General features: G+C 70.3%; 16 protein-coding genes. 9 read left to right on the top strand and 7 right to left on the bottom strand.

The genetic code is table 11. The features are described 5' to 3' along the window. The first annotated feature begins 46 nt into the window (after positions 1–46). Positions 47–778, top strand: coding sequence for an SDR family oxidoreductase (locus AB0J69_RS10090; RefSeq protein WP_364114934.1), 732 nt, complete (start codon positions 47–49; stop codon positions 776–778). 6 nt (positions 779–784) lie between these two features. Here AB0J69_RS10090 and AB0J69_RS10085 read toward each other — a convergent pair whose 3' ends face one another. Continuing rightward, a complete protein-coding gene (locus AB0J69_RS10085) occupies positions 785–2182 on the bottom strand; it encodes an LCP family protein (RefSeq protein WP_364114932.1) in 1398 nt (465 codons plus the stop codon). 330 nt (positions 2183–2512) lie between these two features. Between AB0J69_RS10085 and AB0J69_RS10080 the strand changes: the two genes are divergently transcribed. The 4 genes from AB0J69_RS10080 to AB0J69_RS10065 all read left to right on the top strand — a co-directional run bounded on the left by AB0J69_RS10080 (position 2513) and on the right by AB0J69_RS10065 (position 7031). Further along, a complete protein-coding gene (locus AB0J69_RS10080) occupies positions 2513–3241 on the top strand; it encodes a hypothetical protein (RefSeq protein WP_364114930.1) in 729 nt (242 codons plus the stop codon). A gap of 61 nt (positions 3242–3302) precedes the next feature. Next, positions 3303–4466, top strand: a complete 1164-nt coding sequence (locus AB0J69_RS10075; protein ID WP_364115158.1) for an acetyl-CoA C-acyltransferase — start codon at positions 3303–3305, stop codon at positions 4464–4466. After that, the gene (locus AB0J69_RS10070) at positions 4463–6553 is read left to right on the top strand and encodes a 3-hydroxyacyl-CoA dehydrogenase NAD-binding domain-containing protein (RefSeq protein WP_364114928.1); all 2091 of its coding nucleotides are present in this window, start codon (positions 4463–4465) and stop codon (positions 6551–6553) included. The genes AB0J69_RS10075 and AB0J69_RS10070 overlap by 4 nt, the downstream gene beginning before the upstream one ends. 88 nt (positions 6554–6641) lie before the next feature. After that, the gene (locus AB0J69_RS10065) at positions 6642–7031 is read left to right on the top strand and encodes an SSI family serine proteinase inhibitor (RefSeq protein ID WP_364114926.1); all 390 of its coding nucleotides are present in this window, start codon (positions 6642–6644) and stop codon (positions 7029–7031) included. A 29-nt stretch (positions 7032–7060) separates the two neighbouring features. Here the strand turns inward: AB0J69_RS10065 and AB0J69_RS10060 are convergent, their stop codons facing one another. Then, the gene (locus AB0J69_RS10060; RefSeq protein WP_364114924.1) at positions 7061–8551 is read right to left on the bottom strand and encodes an amino acid permease; all 1491 of its coding nucleotides are present in this window, start codon (positions 8549–8551) and stop codon (positions 7061–7063) included. A 102-nt stretch (positions 8552–8653) separates the two neighbouring features. On the opposite strand from AB0J69_RS10060, the gene AB0J69_RS10055 reads away from it, so the two are divergent. After that, entirely contained in the window at positions 8654–9289 is a 636-nt protein-coding gene (locus tag AB0J69_RS10055; protein ID WP_364114922.1) for a DedA family protein, read from the top strand. Here the strand turns inward: AB0J69_RS10055 and dxs are convergent. Beyond that, entirely contained in the window at positions 9237–11129 is a 1893-nt protein-coding gene (gene dxs, locus AB0J69_RS10050) for a 1-deoxy-D-xylulose-5-phosphate synthase (protein ID WP_364115156.1), read from the bottom strand. The genes AB0J69_RS10055 and dxs overlap by 53 nt on opposite strands. A 132-nt stretch (positions 11130–11261) precedes the next feature. Between dxs and AB0J69_RS10045 the strand changes: the two genes are divergently transcribed. The 3 genes from AB0J69_RS10045 to AB0J69_RS10035 are packed head-to-tail and all read left to right on the top strand — an operon-like array spanning position 11262 to position 13796. Next, the gene (locus tag AB0J69_RS10045; RefSeq protein WP_364114920.1) at positions 11262–12149 is read left to right on the top strand and encodes a neutral zinc metallopeptidase; all 888 of its coding nucleotides are present in this window, start codon (positions 11262–11264) and stop codon (positions 12147–12149) included. A gap of 54 nt (positions 12150–12203) precedes the next feature. Continuing rightward, positions 12204–13016, top strand: a complete 813-nt coding sequence (locus AB0J69_RS10040; RefSeq protein WP_364114918.1) for a neutral zinc metallopeptidase — start codon at positions 12204–12206, stop codon at positions 13014–13016. A gap of 30 nt (positions 13017–13046) precedes the next feature. Then, positions 13047–13796, top strand: coding sequence for a neutral zinc metallopeptidase (locus AB0J69_RS10035; protein WP_364114916.1), 750 nt, complete (start codon positions 13047–13049; stop codon positions 13794–13796). A gap of 5 nt (positions 13797–13801) precedes the next feature. Here AB0J69_RS10035 and AB0J69_RS10030 read toward each other — a convergent pair whose 3' ends face one another. From AB0J69_RS10030 to AB0J69_RS10015, 4 genes are read right to left on the bottom strand one after another with little or no spacing between them, the layout of a single operon-like run. After that, positions 13802–15007 (bottom strand): ROK family transcriptional regulator, encoded by a 1206-nt coding sequence (locus tag AB0J69_RS10030; RefSeq protein WP_364114914.1) that lies wholly within the window; start codon positions 15005–15007, stop codon positions 13802–13804. Between the two features lie 35 nt (positions 15008–15042). After that, positions 15043–16305 (bottom strand): ABC transporter permease, encoded by a 1263-nt coding sequence (locus AB0J69_RS10025; protein ID WP_364114912.1) that lies wholly within the window; start codon positions 16303–16305, stop codon positions 15043–15045. Continuing rightward, positions 16302–17066 (bottom strand): ATP-binding cassette domain-containing protein, encoded by a 765-nt coding sequence (locus tag AB0J69_RS10020; protein ID WP_364114910.1) that lies wholly within the window; start codon positions 17064–17066, stop codon positions 16302–16304. The genes AB0J69_RS10025 and AB0J69_RS10020 overlap by 4 nt, the downstream gene beginning before the upstream one ends. A gap of 57 nt (positions 17067–17123) precedes the next feature. Next, positions 17124–18236, bottom strand: coding sequence for a substrate-binding domain-containing protein (locus AB0J69_RS10015; protein ID WP_364114908.1), 1113 nt, complete (start codon positions 18234–18236; stop codon positions 17124–17126). Between the last annotated feature and the right edge of the window lie 34 nt (positions 18237–18270).

Here is an 18270-nt window from a genome sequence, read left to right as displayed (position 1 = left end):
CCGCTTAAAGTCGAAAGCGGAACATATTCCGGATAAGGAGGCACTCATGGCCCGGAAAGTCGCCCTGGTGACAGGGGGCAGCAGGGGGATCGGCGCGGCCGTCGCGCGGCGGCTGGCGGGTGACGGGTTCGACGTGGCGATCACGTACCGGAGCGCGGGCGGGCGGGCCGCCACCGTGGTCAAGGAGATCGAGGCGGCCGGCGGGCGCGCGCTCGGCCTGCGCGCCGAGGCCGCCGACCCGCGGGCGCTGGTGGAGGCCGTGGAGCGGACGGCCGGCGAGCTGGGTCGCCTTGACGTGCTGGTGAGCAATGCGGGCATCGCGCCGTACGGGGCGCTGGAGGAGGTGACGGTCGATCAGGTGGACGAGCTGCTCGCCGTGCACGCGCGGGCGTCGTTCGTGCTGGCGCAGGCGGCGGCGCGGCACATGAGCGCGGGCGCCGCCATCGTGCTCATCGGCAGCAGCCTGGCCGAGCGGGTGCCGTACGCGGGCTGGACGGCGTACGCGATGAGCAAGTCCGCGCTGATCGGCCTGACCAAGGGCCTGGCCAGGGACCTGGGCCCGCGCGGCATCACCGCGAACCTGGTCAGCCCCGGCTCCACCGACACCGAGATGAACCCGGCCGACAGCCCGGAGGCCGACGAGGAGCGGCGCCACACCGCGCTGGGCCGCTACTGCTCGCCCGAGGACATCGCCGCCGCCGTGGCGTACCTCGCCGGGGAGGGCGGGCGCGCCGTCACTGGCGCGACGATCCCCGTGGACGCGGGCGTGACGGCCTGACCTGAGCTACAGGCACGGGTTGGTGCTGCTGTCGACCACCTTGTCCTTCAGCGAGTCGGGGATCGCCGAGGCGACCCGCACGCCGGGCCAGTCCTTCCCGATGACGAGCTGGATGACCGGCCCGTCGGGGGCCTTGGCGGGCTTCCCGGCGCTCTTCGACTCGTACGGCTGGGAGACCAGGGCCTTGACCTTGCCTTCCTCGGGCGTGCGCTTGTCCTTCGACAGCCGCGCGGCCAGCGCGTCACCGTAGGCCGGGCCCTCCTCGGCGTCCTTCTTGGCGTACCGGATCGTCGTGGTGTCCGCCGGGGCGGCGTTGCCGACCTGCGTGACCACGAAGCCCTGGGCGGCCAGCGCGTCGGCCACCTGGATGGCCTTGCCGTCCTGGCCGCTGGCGTTGAGCACCTGCAGGCGCACCTGGCCGTGCTCGATCTTGGGGGCGGCGGACTTGCCCGGCGTGGGAGAGGTGGTGACCTCGACGTCGTTGCGCACGCTCTCGAAGAAGTCGCGCGCGGCCGGCTCGGCGAACTGCACCCGGTCCTTGTCCGCCGGGTACGGCTCGATGGGCACCGTGATGCCCTTGAGCTCCTTGGCGGTCAGGCCCCTGACGCTGTTGCCGATCTCCAGCATCCGATCGAGGGAGAGATCGTCGTCCACGGTGACGGCCTGGATGGCGGCCTGCAGGAAACCGTTCAGCTTGATGGGGTCGGTGAGCAGGCCGCCGTCGGTGACCTCCTTCAGCACCGCGGTGAGGAAGACCTGCTGGCGCTGGATCCGGCTGAGGTCGCTGCCGTCGCCCAGGGCGTACCTGGTGCGCACGTAGCCGAGCGCCTGCTCGCCGTTCACCACGTGCTTGCCCGCGCCCAGCACGAGCTTGGCCTGGGGGTCGTTGACCGGCTTGGGCAGGCAGATCTCGATGCCGCCGATGGCGTCGATGATGGCCTTGAATCCGGTGAAGTCGACCTTCACGAAGTGGTTGATCTTGATGTTGGTGAGGGACTCGAGGGTCCTGATCGTGCAGTTGATGCCACCGTCGTTGAAGGCGGAGTTGATCTGGCGGAGCCCGGCGGGCAGCACGGCGCCGTTCCTGCCCTTGCACTCCGGGATCATGACCATGGAGTCGCGCGGGAAGCTGATCATGGTGGCGTTGTCCCGGTTCGGGGCGATGTGCAGGAGCATGATGGTGTCCGTGCGCTCCCCCGTGCCCTGGGACTTGGCGCCGTACTTCTTGTTGTCGCCGTCGCGGGAGTCGGAGCCGACGAGCAGCACGTTGAGCGCGCCGGTGTCCGGCGGGCGGCTCGGGCCCACCACGATGGGCTCGGTTTCCAGGCCGCCGAGGAGATAGCGGTAGTAGGCGTAGCCGCCGAGCGAGCCGGCCACCAGCAGGATCGTCAGCGCCACGCTCACCCAGCCGAGCGGCGTCAGCGGGTTCCGCCGCGGCTCGGAACGGCGCTTCCGCCGGCCCGGCTGCGGAGGTGGTGGCGGGGCGACGCGACGCCCCAGAACCGCTTCTTCCTGCCGATTTCCCACGCGGTTCACCCCTTGCGCCATGATCGCGAAGCTTAGTCACAAACAGGAACTCAGGAGGACATGTCCGTTCATCTCGGCTTGTTCGCCTCCCCATCATCGGTCAGACGGTGGCCCTGCGGATACTCCTTAATCACTGCGATCGAGGGCTCCATCCAAAGCATGCGAAAACGCGGCGTCACGACACACGGTGACGCCATCATGACGGTCATGCTGTTGACCGAGATGGCCCCACCCCCCGGCGCGCAGGAGGTGGCCGGACTGCGCGCCAGGGCCAGAACCGCCCGGCGCGGCGCGCTCGTGGCGCTCTCCGCCTCGATCGCGTTGCTGGCCACCGCGCAGTTGCTCGCCGACCGGGCCGCGACCAGGGAACACGCGCTCCCGCTGGCCGTCCTGTCCCTGGCCGTCTTCGCCGCCGCCCTCCCCGCCCTCGCGATCACCCAGTACGTCTGGGGCGCGCGGGCCCGCCTCGTCCGGCGGAGGGAGCGGGAGCTGTACGCCGCCGCCCGCTCCGGCCGGGCCCGCCCCCTGACCCGGCTGGCCGTCGCCTGCGGCTGGGCGGTGACCCTCCTGCTCGGCTGGACCGTGCCGCGCTTCTTCCGCGAGGCCGCCCTGTACACCTTCGCCGACGCGCTGAGCTGGGCCGTCGAGGCGCTGTCGGTCATCAGCGTGGCCGCCGGGGTGTTGTTCCTGCTCTGGTGGGCACGGGACGCGTTGGGGATACTGGCGCGTGCCCTGCGATCGGGCGGATCACCTGGCGATCCATGGGACCCCGGCCACGGCGCGCGTCCGCGAGAGGGCGCGGCGCTCTGGACGGGCGCGGCCGTTGCGGTCGCGGCCCTGCTCGGGGCCCGCGCCCACCTCTGGGAGCCGGCCACCGGCGTGATCTACGCGCTGCTCACCGCCGCCCTCGTCTGCGGGGTTGTTACCGACGAGTAGCATAGGCACGGAACCCCATCCACAAGCGAGGAGCGAATCCGTGCCTTCCTCTCGTGACGTCGTGTTCGTCGACGGCGTGCGCACGCCCTTCGGCAGGTCAGGGCCGAAGGGGCTGTACGCGGAGACCCGCGCCGACGACCTGGTCGTCCGCGTCATCCGCGAGCTCATCAGGCGTAACCCCAACCTGCCACCCGAGCGCGTGGACGAGGTCGCCATCGCCGCGACCACGCAGATCGGCGACCAGGGCCTGACCATCGGGCGCTCGGCGGCGGTGCTGGCCGGCCTGCCGAAGACCGTGCCCGGCTACGCCATCGACCGCATGTGCGCGGGCGCGATGACGGCGGTCACCACGGTCGCGGGCGGCATCGCGTTCGGCGCGTACGACGTCGCCATCGCCGGCGGCGTCGAGCACATGGGCCGCCACCCCATGGGCGAGGGCGTCGACCCGAACCCGCGCTTCCTGTCGGAGAAGCTGGTCGACCCCAGCGCGCTGGTCATGGGCATGACGGCGGAGAACCTGCACGACCGCTACCCGGCGATCACCAAGGAGCGCGCGGACGCGTACGCGGTGCTGTCGCAGGAGAAGGCGGCCAAGGCGTACGCCGACGGCAAGATCCAGCCCGACCTGGTGCCGACCGCGATCAGGACGGCGGAGAAGGGCTGGGGCCTGGCCGTCGAGGACGAGGCGCCGCGGCCGGGCACGACGATGGAGGGGCTGGGCGGGCTCAAGACGCCATTCCGGCCGCACGGCCACGTCACGGCGGGCAACTCCTCCGGCATCAACGACGGCGCCACCGGCTGCGTGGTGGCCGCCGCGGACGTCGCGGCCGAGCTGGGGCTGACGCCGAAGATGCGGCTGGTGTCGTACGCGTTCGCGGGCGTGGATCCCGAGGTCATGGGCGTGGGGCCGATCCCGTCCACGGAGCGGGCGCTTCGCCTGGCGAATCTCGATATTTCGGATATCGGGCTGTTCGAGATCAACGAGGCGTTCGCCGTACAGGTGCTGGCCTTCCTCGACCACTTCGGGATCGCCGACGACGACCCCCGCGTCAACGCCTACGGCGGCGCGATCGCCTACGGCCACCCGCTCGCCTCCTCGGGCGTGCGGCTGATGACGCAGCTCGCCCGGCAGTTCGGCGAGCGTCCCGACGTGCGTTACGGCATCACCACGATGTGCGTCGGCATGGGCATGGGCGGCACCGTGATCTGGGAGAACCTGGCATGACCAACATCGACACCTGGCGGGCGCTGCTGAGCGAGCGCAACACCGACGAAGTCGTCACCAAGGCGCTGGTGCGCGACGTGCAGCTGCCGTACGGCGCCGGCACGATGGCGCTCATCACCCTGGACAACGGCTTCGACCACACCAAGCCCAACACGTTCGGCCCGCACGGCCTGTTCGCGCTGAACGGGGCGCTGTCGGAGATCGCCCAGCGCACCGACCTGGCCGCGGTGGGCGTGACGGGCAAGCCGTTCATCTTCGCCGTGGGCGCCGACCTCAAGGGCGCGGCCTCCGTGGCCTCCCGGGAGGAGGCGCTGGCCATCGGCGCGCTCGGCCACCACGTCTTCCGCCGGCTGGGCGAGCTGGCGATCCCGTCGTTCGCGTTCGTGAACGGCGCGGCCATGGGCGGCGGCCTGGAGATCGCGCTGCACTGCACGTACCGGACGATCTCGGCGGGCGTGCCCGCGGTGGCGCTGCCGGAATGCTTCCTCGGCCTGGTGCCGGGCTGGGGCGGCACGCAGCTGCTGCCCCGTCTCGTCGGCCCGGCGAACGCGATCAAGCTGATCATCGAGAACCCGCTGGCGAACAACCGCATGATCAAGGGTGCGGACGCGTTCGAGCTGGGTGTGGCCGACGCGATGTTCGAGCCCGCGGACTTCCTGGAGGAGTCGCTGCGCTGGGCCGCCAAGGTGGTCAACGGCGACGTGGCGGTGGAGCGGCCGGCTCACGGGGAGGGCTGGGAGAAGGCCGTCAACGACGCCCGGTTCCTGGTGGACATGAAGCTGCGGGGCGCCTCGCCGGCGCCGTACCGGGCGCTCGACCTGATCGCGCGGGCGGAGACCGCCGGCCGGGACGAGGGCTTCGCCGCCGAGGACGAGGCGCTGGCCGACCTGCTCATGAGCGACGAGCTGCGGGCCGGGCTCTACTCCTTCGACCTCGTGCAGCGCCGCGCCAAGCGGCCGGCGGGCGCGCCGGACGCGTCGCAGGCCCGCAAGGTGACCAAGGTCGGCGTGGTGGGCGCGGGCCTGATGGCCTCGCAGATGGCGCTGCTGTTCGCCCGCCGCCTGGAAGTGCCCGTCGTGCTGACCGACCTCGACCAGGCCCGGCTGGACAAGGGCGTCGGGTACGTGCACGCCGAGGTGGACAAGCTGCTGTCCAAGGGCCGCGTGTCACCGGACCAGGCCAACCGGCTCAAGGCCCTGGTGACCGGCTCGCTGACCAAGGACGCGTTCGCCGACGCCGACTTCGTGATCGAGGCCGTGTTCGAGGACATGGCGGTCAAGAAGCAGGTGTTCGCCGAGGTCGAGGCCGTGGTCTCGGCGGAGTGCGTGCTGGCCACGAACACCTCCTCGCTGTCGCTCACCGAGATGGGCGCCGGGCTGGCGCACCCGGAGCGGCTGGTCGGGTTCCACTTCTTCAACCCGGTCGCGGTCATGCCGCTGCTGGAGATCATCAGGGGCGCCGCGACGGACGACGCCACGCTGGCCACCGCGTTCGCGGTGGGCAGGTCGCTGAGGAAGTCGTCGGTGCTGGTCAAGGACGCCCCGGCGTTCGTGGTCAACCGGTTGCTGACCTGCTTCATGGGCGAGGTCGTCGCCGCCGTGGACGAGGGCACGCCGCTGGAGACGGCCGAGCACGCGCTCGACGGGCTCGGGCTGCCGATGACGCCGTTCGCGCTGCTGCAGCTCGTCGGCCCGGCGGTCGGCCTGCACGTGGCCGAGACGCTGCACGAGGCGTTCCCCGACCGCTTCGGCGTCTCGGAGAACATGGCCAAGCTGGTCGCCTCGGGCAAGCCGGGCGTCTACCGGCCGGACTTCACGCTCGACCCGGAGGCGGTGGCCCTGTTCGAGGGCGGCTCCGCACCGTCCACGGCCGAGCAGGTGCGCGAGCGCGTGCTGCGGGCCCTGGCCGAGGAGATCCGCATCATGCTGGACGAGGGCGTCGTGGCCGCCGCGCAGGACATCGACCTGTGCATGATCCTCGGTGCCGGCTGGCCGTTCCATCTGGGCGGGATCACCCCGTACCTGGACAGGAGCGGCATCGCCCGGCCGCGGTTCCTCGAACCCGGCGTAGCCTCGCTGCCCGCCTGATTTTAGGGAGGCCCGTACGGCGGGCCTCCTTAACTCCCTCCGGCCTCCGTCGTAGCGTTTGGTGCCGTCCTACGAACGGAGAGTAACCATGATGAGAGCAGCCGCCGCCATCGCGCTCTGCGGGACCTTCCTGATCGGCGGGTCGTCGCCCGCGACGGCCGCGCCCGATCCGAAGCCCAGGGTGCAGCTCAAGATCGTCAACGCGGTCAAGGGCGGGGAGACGAAGACCGTCTGGCTCCACTGCGCGCCCGTCGGGGGCACCCATCCCAACCCGCGGGCCGCCTGCCGCCTGCTGGAGCAGGTGAACGGCAAGCCGGCGCAGCTCGCCGTGGCGCCCGGCACGGCGTGCACCCGGGAGTTCGAGCCGCACGCCGTCGTGGTCGTGGGCCGCTGGCACCGCCAGGTGGTGAAGTGGGCCAAGGTCTTCCCGAACTCCTGCGAGGTGCGGGCCGCGACGGGTGCCGTCGCGTCACTCTGAGACGTACGCGCGGGGGGTGGGCGACGCGCTCATCCCCCCTCGCGCTCGGCGGCGGCCTTCTTCTGCCACGGGGTCGCGGTGCGGCTGTGCCAGTAGCCATAGCCGAAGTAGAGGACCACGCCGATGGCCATCCAGATCAGGAACCTCAGCCACGTCTGCACCGGCAGGTTGAGCATCAGGTAGAGGCAGGCCAGCACGGACACGATCGGCAGCACCGGCACGAACGGCGCCCGGAAGACCCGGGGCAGGTCCGGCCGCGTCCTCCTGAGGATGATCACGCCGATCGACACGACCACGAACGCGAACAACGTGCCGATGTTCACCAGCTCGGCCAGCTCCCCGAACGACACGAACCCGGCCAGCGCCATCGTGACCAGCCCGATGATCACCGTGAGCCGGGCCGGGGTGCCGTAGCGCGGGTGGACCGTGGCCAGCGAGCGCGGCAGCAGCCCGTCGCGGCACATCGCGAACAACACCCGGGTCTGGCCCAGCAGCAGCACGAGCACCACCGTCGTCAGGCCGGCGATCGCCCCCACGCTGATGATCGTGGCCAGCCAGGCATGGCCGACCGCGGTGAAGGCGTCCGACAGCGGCGCGGCCGTGCTCAGCTCGCTGTAGTGCTGCATGCCGACGACGACGAGCGAGACGGCGACGTACAGGACCGTGCAGATGGCCAGGGAGCCGAGGATGCCGCGCGGCACGTCGTGCTGCGGCCTGATGGTCTCCTCGGCGGCGGTGGCCACGATGTCGAAGCCGATGAAGGCGAAGAACACGATCGCCGCGGCGGAGAAGATGCCGATCACGCCGAACGCGACCGGCGTGATGCCGAACAGCACCTGGATGAGCGGCGCCTGGAGCCCTTCCACGCGCGCCGTGGACACCGCCTCGGGGATGAACGGCGTGTAGTTGGCGGCCTTGACGAAGAACAGCCCCGCCACGATCACCAGCAGCACGACCGTGATCTTGGTGATCACCAGGATCAGGTTGACCCGCGAGGACAGCTTGATCCCGGCCACCAGGATCACGGTGAGGAGCAGCACGATGAGGATGGCCGGCACGTTGACCACCGGATCCTCGCCGGCGATGGCGGCGGGCAGCTCGAGGCCGATGGAGGCCAGCATCGAGGCGAAATAGCCCGACCAGCCGACCGCCACCACGGCGGCAGCCAGCGCCAGCTCCAGGATCAGGTCCCATCCGATCACCCAGGCGGGGAACTCGCCCAGGGTGGCGAAGGAGAAGGTGTAGGCCGACCCGGCGACCGGGATCGTGGAGGCGAACTCGGCGTAGCACAGAGCCGCCAGCCCGCAGACGATCGCGGCGACGACGAACGACAGCGCCACCGCGGGACCCGCCACCTCCTTGGCGACCTGCCCGGTGAGCACGAAGATCCCGGTGCCGACGATCACGCCGATGCCGAAGACCGTGAGGTCGGTGGCCGTCAGGCGCTTGCGCAGCTGATGCTCCGGGTCCTCGGTGTCGCGGATCGACTGCTCGACAGTCTTCGTCCGAAAGATGTCCACGATCAGCCATCCTTCCCATACCCTCGGTGATCATTCCGATGTCAGGGTCGGATCGGGGAGGATCCCGATGGAATCTCGCGATCCGGGTAGCAGGCTGGAACTATGCTCAATGATCTGCTCGATGCCCTGGCCGGGCAAGACCTCGGCGTGGTGCTGCCACTGCTGCTGGTCTTCCTGACCCTGGACGCCTCGGTGGGGGTCGGCCTGATCACTCCGGGCGACGGGCTGCTGCTGGTCGCGGGCGCCACCGCCGACAGCGCGGGCGAGGCGCTGGCGCTGATCGTGGCGGGTGTGCTGGCGTGCTTCGCGGGCGCCTCGGGGGGCCACTTCCTCGGCCGGCGCTACGGCTCCCGGCTGCGGCACGGCAGGCTGGGGCGGCGCATCGGGGAGCCGCGGTGGGTCCGCGCGGAGCTGCTGTTCGAGCGGAGCGGGTGGGCGCTGGCGCTGGCGTATTTCCTGCCGGTGCTGCACGCGCTGACCCCGGCCGTGGCGGGCACGGTGGGCATGTCGTACCGCAGGTTCATGCCGTGGGCGATGCTGGGCAGCACCGCCTGGGTGAGCACGTACGTGACGCTCGGCGCGGTGGCGGGCGGCGTGGTGCGGCAGCACGCGCAGTGGCTGCTGCCGGTGGCGGCCGCGGCGGTGGTCGTGGTGCTGGGGATCACCGCCGCGGTCCGCAAGATGGTCAGCGGCGGGCCGGCTCCACGTGGGAGGTCCGCTTCGCGACCGCCTCGGTGATCTGCCGGGCGAGGTCCTGCCCGGTCAGGCCGATCTGGCCGAGGATCGCGGCCCGCTTGGCGTGGTCGAGGAAGCGCTGCGGGATGCCGAAGGTGCGTACGGGCACGTCGACGTCGGCGTCGCGCAGCAGGCGGGCCACGGCGTCGCCCACGCCGCCCACGCGCCCGTTGTCCTCGACGACCGCCACCAGCTTGTGCGCGCCGGCGGCCAGCACCAGCGCCTCGTCCAGCGGCTTGACCCAGCGCGGGTCGACCACGGTGGCCGAGATGCCCTGGGCGTCGAGCAGGACCGCGGCGTCCATGCAGGCCTGGGCCATCGGGCCCACACCCACCAGCAGCACGTCGGGCTCGCCCGCGCCGTCTCCTTCCGGTGCCCGGAGGAGGTCCATCTCGCCCAGCTTGCCCACCGGATCGAGCGCCTCGGCGACCGGCCCCTTGGGGAAGCGCAGCACGGTGGGGCCGTCGGTGACCTCGACGGCCTCGCGCAGCAGCTCGGTCAGGCGGTCGCCGTCGCGCGGCACGGCGATCCGGAGCCCGGGCACGACCTGGAGGATCGACAGGTCCCACATGCCGTTGTGGCTGGCGCCGTCGTCGCCGGTCACGCCCGCCCGGTCGAGCACCACCGTGACCGGCAGCCGGTGCAGGGCGACGTCCATGAGGAGCTGGTCGAAGGCCCGGTTGAGGAACGTGGCGTAGACGGCCACCACCGGATGCATGCCGCCCAGCGCGAGCCCGGCGGCGCTGGTCAGCGCGTGCTGCTCGGCGATGCCGACGTCGTAGATGCGGTCGGGGTAGGCCTCGGCGAAGGCGTTGAGGCCCGTCGGGTGGAGCATGGCGGCGGTGATCGCCACCAGGTCCTCGCGCTCCTTGCCGAGCCTGACGAGCTCCTCGCTGAAGACGTTGGTCCAGATGCGGCCCTTGGGCTTCTCCGCGCCGGTGGCCCGGTCGAAGGCGCCGGGCGAGTGGAACTGGTCCTCGTCGTGGTTCTCGGCGGGGGTGTAGCCGCGGCCCTTCTGGGTGAGGGCATGGACGATGACGGGGCCGCGGAAGTCGCGGGCCTTGCGCAGGGCCGCCTCCATGGCCTGCTCGTCGTGGCCGTCGATGGGGCCGACGTATTTGAGGCCGAGGTCCTCGAACATCACCTGCGGCGCCAGGACGTCCTTGACGCCCTTCTTGAAGCCGTGCAGGGCGTCGTAGAGGACGGGAACGTTCCCCAGCTTGTCCTTGAAGTATTCGAGCATGTCCTCGTAGCGGCGGTTGACCCGCAGGGAGGACAGGTGTGAGGCCAGGCCGCCGATCGTGGGCGAGTAGGAGCGCCCGTTGTCGTTGACCACGATCACGACGGGCAGGTCCTTGACGGCGGCGATGTTGTTGAGCGCCTCCCAGGCCATGCCGCCGGTCAGGGCGCCGTCGCCGATCACCGCGACGACCGTGCGGTCGCTCTGGCGGCGCAGCTTGAACGCCTTGGCCAGGCCGTCGGCGTAGGACAGCGCGGTGGAGGCGTGGGAGTTCTCCACGAAGTCGTGCTCGGACTCGGCCTGGCTGGGATAGCCCGACAGGCCGCCCTCCTGCTTGAGTGCCTCGAAGCCGGCGGCCCGGCCGGTGAGCACCTTGTGCACGTAGGCCTGGTGACCGGTGTCCCAGACGATGGGGTCGTTCGGCGAGTCGAAGACACGGTGGAGCGCGATGGTGAGCTCCACCACACCGAGGTTGGGGCCGAGGTGACCGCCGAACCTCGCGCAGGAGTCGACGAGCACGTCACGAATCTCCCCCGCGAGCCGCGGCAACTCCTCGGCAGCGAGCCGTTTGACGTCCTGCGGTCCCTTGATCGAGCCCAGCAACCCGCTCACGGATGCGACTCCCCTCTGCTCTTGTACGCCGATCCCCAGAGTCTAGTTCGCGGACGCCTCACTGACTCCATCGAGTCAAATCCACCCACATATGTCCGATCTTGACCTACTCTTTCGGTACCTATGAACTCCGTCCCCAAAAGCAGACTCGCGACACTTGTGGCGGCCGCGCTGGCACTTGCCCTGGCAGCGGCCGCTTTGGTGCTCGTGCTGGCGGACGTGGCCACCACGTCGACGGACCCCGTCAACGAGGGCCAGCAGCTCTCCTCCCCGCCGGCGAAGGTGTCCAGCGAGAAGCAAGGGGCCGGAGCTCCCGGCAGGGCGCTGGCGACCGCGAACCCCCTCTACAGGACCGGGCGGCTCACGGACGTGAACTGCTCGCCCGGCACCCTCCCGGCGGGGAGCATGGTGGCGTACCGGCGCTTCCTGACCCGCGTGACGGCCTGCCTGAACAGGGCGTGGGCCGCGCAGTTCCGCAAGGCCGAGATGCCCTTCGCCAAACCGCGGCTGCGCATCATCACCAGCAAGGTCAAGACGCCCTGCGGCGCGTGGAACACCGGCGCCGACGGCGTCTACTGCTCCACCGACCGCACGATGTACCTGATGATCAGCAGGGAGCAGCTGCGCAACCCGTTCCCGCTCGGGATCACCCGGCTGATCGCCCACGAGTACGGTCACCACGTGCAGCAGGTCTCCGGCATCTGGAATTACTACTGGTCCGCCAGGGCGACCGCCGGCAAGGCCAAGCGGCTGCAGTTGTCGCGCAATTCCGAGTTGCAGGCGGAGTGTTTCTCCTCGGTCTTCATGAGCACCATGAAGGGCACGCCACTGGTCACCGACGCCGACTGGGCGTACACGGTGGGCTGGTTCAGGAAGAACGGCGCCAAGGGCTGGCCCCAGAACGACCACGGCAAGGGGCCGACGCAGGCGGCGTGGATGACCCGCGGTTTCAATCGCGGCACCCCGGGCTCGTGCAACACCTGGGCGGCAAATCCCCGTAACACCACCTGAACACCCTTTAACGTTGCTTTACCTGGGACTCCCTCTTTAATAGGGTGCCTTCTCATGCGTATCCCCCGATTGGCGCTCATGGCGGGCGTCCTGGCGAGCATGCTATTCGCCGGCACCGCCCATGCGGCCACCGCGTCCGCGCCGGCGTACAAGCCGGTCTTAGTGAAGAGCCCGATCTACAAGACGGGCAAGCTCGGCTACGAGACCTGCGAGGAGCCGCGCGTCCAGGGCGGGAGTCTGGACGAGGTGAAGGGCTATCTCGACGCCGTGCTCGACTGTCTCAACGAGGCCTGGGAGCCCAAGGTCAAGCAGGCCGGCTTCAAGTTCAGCAAGCCCGGCATGCAGGTGATCACCAAGCTCGGCGCCAAGACCGGCTGCGGCGGGTTCCCCGCCGGCGCCCAGGCGCTCTACTGCTCGCTGAACAACAAGATCACGTTCCTGGTCAGCCCGAACCTGGTCGAAGAGCCGAACGACCTCATGCTGATGCTGGTCCTCGCCCACGAGTACGGCCACCACATCCAGCAGCTCACCGGCATGTTCAAGGCCCTGCAGTCCTACGACGGCAAGAGCGAGGCCGTGCTGCTCGACGTGATCCGCCGCTTCGAGCTCCAGGCCGAGTGCCTGTCCGGGACGTTCATCGGCAGCGTGTGGCACTCGCTCGGCCGCCCGGAGACCGACTTCACCTACATCGTGAAGCACGGCGGCAGCGGCCTCGACCTGTCCGCCATCGGCGTGAAGCAGAAGAGCTGGGGCGAGCAGACGCACGGCAGCGCCAAGAACGCCGGGCTCTGGCTCAAGCGGGGCTTCGACACCGAGTCGGCCGGCGGCTGCAACACCTGGAAGGCGCCGAAGTCTCAGGTGTCCTAAATCACGCTTTTGTCACTAAGATCCGCGATCGTGCGCATAACCCTCACAGCGCTGGCCACGTGCATGGTCGCGGGTCTCCTCGCCCCGGCCCCGGCCCGGGCGGCGCCCGGGGTCGCGCGGCCCGGGCTGCTGGACGAGATGGGCGGCGACGTCGTCCCGCTGGCGTGCTCGATCCCCCCGATCCGGCTGGGGAGCGTGGCCTCGCTCAGGTCCTTCCACCGGGCGATGGCCGGGTGCGCCGACCACTTCTGGTCCGCCAGGTTCGCCGCCGCCGGCCTCCCCTACAGCCCGCCCGAGGTCACGATCACCACGGGCGACGACTCGGTCTGCGGGTCGATCACGGGGAGCGGCGCGCAGTACTGTCCCGACCACCGCACGATCGTCATCCGCATCATGAAGCACGATCTGCGGGACCCGTTCCGGATGAACATCGCGCACTCCGTCGCCCACGAGTGGGGGCACCACGTGCAGCAGCTCATCGGGGTGCTGGACGCGCAGGCCGCGCTGTACGAGCCCGCCTCGGACGGCGCGCGGAGGCTGCTGAGCCACCGGCTGGAGATGCAGGCCGAGTGCTTCGCCGGGGTCTTCTACAGCGCCACGCTGAAGTCGATCAAGCCCGGGATCTCCTGGGAGGACTGGATCTCTGCGGTGCGGATGGCGGACGAGAGCGACATCCACGGCAAGCCCCGCAACCTGGCGCTGTGGCAGGACCGGGGGTACAAGGGCGGGGCCACGGGGTTCTGCAACACGTGGACGGCCCCAAGGGGCAAGGTCACCTGAGGCTCTCAGGCGTTGGCGCGGGCCAGCACCTCCAAGGGGTCGGCCAGGACGTGGGCGAAGGCCAGCTCGGCCGCGCCCACCAGGGTGGCCGCGTCGCCCAGCGCCGACGTGCGCAGCCGTAGCCGCTCCCGCTGCGGCGCCATGGCGTGCAGGGTGAGCTGCGAACGCACCTGCGCCGCCGAGCCCAGGTAGATCTCCCGCAGCATCCCCCCGAAGATCACCATTTCCGGGTTGAAGATGTTCACCAGGTTCGCCACGCCCAGCCCGAGCCAGTCGCCCACCCGGCTGAGCGCCTCCTGGGCCACGATGTCGCCCCGGTCGGCCGCGTCCACCACGACCCGCACCGCGTCCCGGCCCTGGCGCCCCGACGAGACCCGGCCCGCCGACTCCAGCAGCGCCCGCTCTCCCACCTCCGCCTCCAGGCAGCCGTGCGAGCCGCAGCCGCAGGCGCGGCCGCCCGGGTTGACGACCATGTGGCCGACCTCGCCCCCGTAGCCGTCGTGGCCGCCGAGCAGGTGGCCGCCGGCGATGATGCCGCCGCCGATGCCGACGTCGCCGTGCAGGTAGATGAGGTCCCGGACGGCGGCTCCGACGCCGCGGCTGTGCTCGGCGAGCGCGCCCAGGTTGGCGTCGTTGCCGACGCTGACCGGCAGCCCCAGGCCGAGCCGGCGGGCCAGCTCCTCGCCGAACGGCACCTCCTCGGCCTTGAGGTTGGGCCCGAACCGCACCACGCCGTCGCCCTTGCGCACACCGCCCGACACGGCCGCCGCCGCGCCCACGCAGACGGTGTCGGCCCTGGTCTTGCGGCGCATCTGGCGGGCGAACCCGGCCAGCACGCCCACCACCTCGTCCAGCTCGAACGTGCCGCGGTCGCGTACGGTCTCCCGGCGGTCGAGGATCACCCCGCCCAGCCCGACGCGGGCGACGGCCAGCCGGTCGGGGCCGACGTCGAAGGCGAACACGTAGACCCGCGCCGACTCCGGGCGCACCACGAGCGAGGGCCGGCCCGCGCGCCCGGTCTCGCGCGGCAACTCCTCGCGGACGAGCCCGGCCGCCGTGAGGTCGGAGGTCAGGGCCATGATCGTGCTGCGGTTGAGCCCCATCTTCGAGGTCAGCTCGGCCCGGGAGATCGGTCCGCCCAGGTGGACATGGCGGAGCAGCGCGCCGAGATTGTGGCGCCTGATGTCCTCTTGGGAGGGACCGGCACGCATGGTCTGGGGTTCCTTCAGGGGCTGAGAGTCGCTGATCACCTTAGACCAGCGGCAGCCGCCCGCTTGCGCGCCAGGGCGTCCACACCTGCGGCGAGCAGCAGGACAGACCCTGTGACCAGGTATTTCACGCTCGCGCCGTACCCCATCAGGCCCATGCCGTTCTCGATCACGGCCACCACGGCGCCGCCGAGCACGGCGTCGAGCACCCGGCCCTTGCCGCCGAACAGGCTCGTGCCGCCGATGACCGCCGCGCCGACCGCGTACAGCAGGACGGAGCTGCCGCCCGTGTTCGGGTCCACGGAGCTGGCCCGCGACGCGGCCACGATGCCGCCGATGGCGGCCATCGAGGAGCAGATCACGAACGCGCTGATCTTGATCCGGTCGACCGGGATGCCCGCCCGGCGGGCGGCCTCGGTGTTGCCGCCGACGGCGTAGAGGTGCCGCCCGAACGCGGTACGGCGCAGCACCAGCGTCCACACGACCAGCAGCGCCAGGATGACCGGCACCACGATCGGCACACCGGTGAGCGAGACCAGCGCGGGGTTGCGGCTGCGCTCCAGGTTGAGCGCGAAGACCGCGAGACCGGCGACGAGCGCCAACATGCCGACGCGGAAGGCGATCAGGGTGAGCGGGTCGGCCACCAGGCCGCGCTTGGACCGGCTCCTGGCCCGCCTGAGCTGCACCCCGGCGAAGATCGCCACGCAGGCCGCGTACAGGGCCCAGCCGAGCCAGGGCGGCAGGTTCCGGTTGGCGATGGCGACGACCACGCTGTCGCGGATGGAGATGTTCGTGCCCTCGTCGACCAGCACCAGGACCAGGCCCTGGAAGGCGAGGAAGGCGGCCAGCGTGACCACGAACGACGGTATGCCCACCTTCGCGACCAGCGTGCCCAGCACGGTGCCGATGATCACGCCGGTGAGGACGGCGGCCAGCATGGCCACGTACCAGGGCTGGCCGGCGCTGGTGAGCGTGACGGCCAGGACCGCCGCGCAGACGCCGCTGGCGAAGCCGGCCGACAGGTCGATCTCGCCGAGCAGCAGCACGAACACCAGGCCCATGGCGATGAGCGTGATGGCCGCGCCCTGCGTGAACAAGTTGGCGAAGTTGATCGCGGTGATGAAGGAGGGGCGGGCGACGGCGAAGACCGCGCAGAGCACGACCAGGCCCAGCACGGCGGGCAGCGCGCCCATGTCGCCGCCGCGCACCCGCTGCGCGTACGCGAGGAAGCTGTTCCTGATCGACGGGGCCTGCGCAGCCGCGACGATGGCCTCCCCCGGGAGTTCCTTGACCTTGTTCATGGGGTGACCCCGTTCTTGAGGCCCAGATCGCCGCTGCGGCCTGAAGTGATCAGTTCGACGACCTGTGCATGCGTCACGTCGGCGGTCTTGACCTGGGCGGCCATCCTGCCGAGATAGAGCGCCGCGATCCGGTCGGAGACGGCGAACACGTCGTTCATGTTGTGCGAGATGAGCACCACGGCCAGGCCGGTGTCGGCCAGCCGGCGCACCAGCTCCAGCACCTGCGCGGTCTGGGCCACGCCCAGCGCCGCGGTGGGCTCGTCGAGGATGACGACCTTGCTGTTCCACAGCACGGCCTTGGCGATGGCCACGGTCTGCCGCTGCCCGCCGGACAGGCTGGAGACCTGCTGCCTGATGGACTTCACCGTGCGCACGGAAAGGCCGCTGAGGGTCTTCTCGGCCAGTTCCTCCATGCTGTCCTCGTCGAGCAGGAGGCCGTTCTTGCGCTCCCGGCCGAGGAACATGTTCTGGACGATGTCGAGGTTGTCGCACAGGGCGAGGTCCTGGTAGACGATCTCGATGCCCAGCTCGCCCGCGTCGCGGGGGCTGTGCACGTTGACCTCGCGGCCGTCGAAGAGGACCTGGCCCGCGTCGATCGGGTAGATGCCGCCGATGCACTTGACCAGCGTGGACTTGCCCGCGCCGTTGTCGCCGACGAGCGCGGTGACCTCGCCGGGGAACGCGGAGAGCTCGACATTGTGCAGGACCTTCACCGGGCCGAAGCTCTTGTCGATCCCGCGCACTTCAAGGAGGGGGGTCATGTGGCTCCCTAAACAGGGGTACGGCCGCGCTGGTGGCGCGGACCGTACCCCGCGGTGTTATTGAATTCCTGCCTCGGTGCACTTCTCGGCGAAGTCACCCGTGCACAGTTCCTCCTTGGTGACGTAACCGTCGGCCACCACGTCCTTGACGTTCTCCGCGTAGATGGCCTGCGGGTCCATCAGCTCGGCGGGGACGTCCTGACCCGTCTCGGGGTCCTTGACGCTGCCGCTCGCCGTGGGCTTCTCACCCTTGGCCAGCGCGACCGCGAGCTTGGCGGCGGCGTCCGCCTCCTTCTTGACCGCCTTGTAGACGGTCATGCACTGGTCGCCGGCCAGGATGTTCTGCAGGCCCTGGACAGTGGCGTCCTGGCCCGTGACCGGCACCTTGCCGTTGAGGTTGTTCTTCTTCAGCACGGTGATGGCCGCGTTGCCGAGGCCGTCGTTGGCGGCCAGCACGCCGGCGATCTTCGGCTGCTCGGTCAGCATCTGCTCGAAGATCGTGCCGGCCTGGGTGTTGTCCCAGTCGGGCACGGCCTGGTCGGGGCCCTTGACGTACTCACCGGCGTCGAACTTGGGCTTGAGCACCCCGTCGTAGCCACTCTTGAACAGCGTGGCGTTGTTGTCCGTCGGCGAGCCGTTCAGGTAGGCCACGATGGGCTTTTCGGCCTTCTTGTCGGTCAGGCACTTGCTCAGGCCCTCGCCCTGAAGCGTGCCGACCTTGGTGTTGTCGAAGCTGACGTAGTAGGCGGCACCGCCGCCGAGCGTCAGCCGGTCATAGTCGATGGTGGCCACGCCCTGGGACTTGGCCTTCTCGATGACCGTCTTGCCGGTGCCGCTGTCCAGATTCACGATCATCAGAACGGTGGCACCGTTGGTGATCATCTGGTCGGCGATGGTTTGGAACGCCGTCTTGTCGTTCTGGGCGTTCTGGATGTCGTACTGGACGCCGGCGGCCTTGAACGCCTCTTCCAGGTACTTGCGGTCCGCCGTCTCCCACCTTGCCGAGGACTTGCTGTCCGGCAGGATGACGCCGATCTTGCCTGCCTTGGCCGCGGAGGCGGTGGCGGACGAGGTCGACGTGGTGGTCTGACCGCTATCGCCCCCGCAGGCGGTGAGACCGAGGGCGAGCGCTGCTGCCGCGGCGGTCAGGCTGAGGATCCCCTTGCGCATGGTGCAGGGTCCTTTCTTCCGGAGGGGCCCGGAT

Origin of the sequence: Nonomuraea sp. NPDC049709 (assembly GCF_040674815.1) — a bacterium.
Classification (GTDB): Bacteria; Actinomycetota; Actinomycetes; order Streptosporangiales; family Streptosporangiaceae; genus Nonomuraea.
This window is presented reverse-complemented; position numbering and strand designations above follow the sequence as displayed.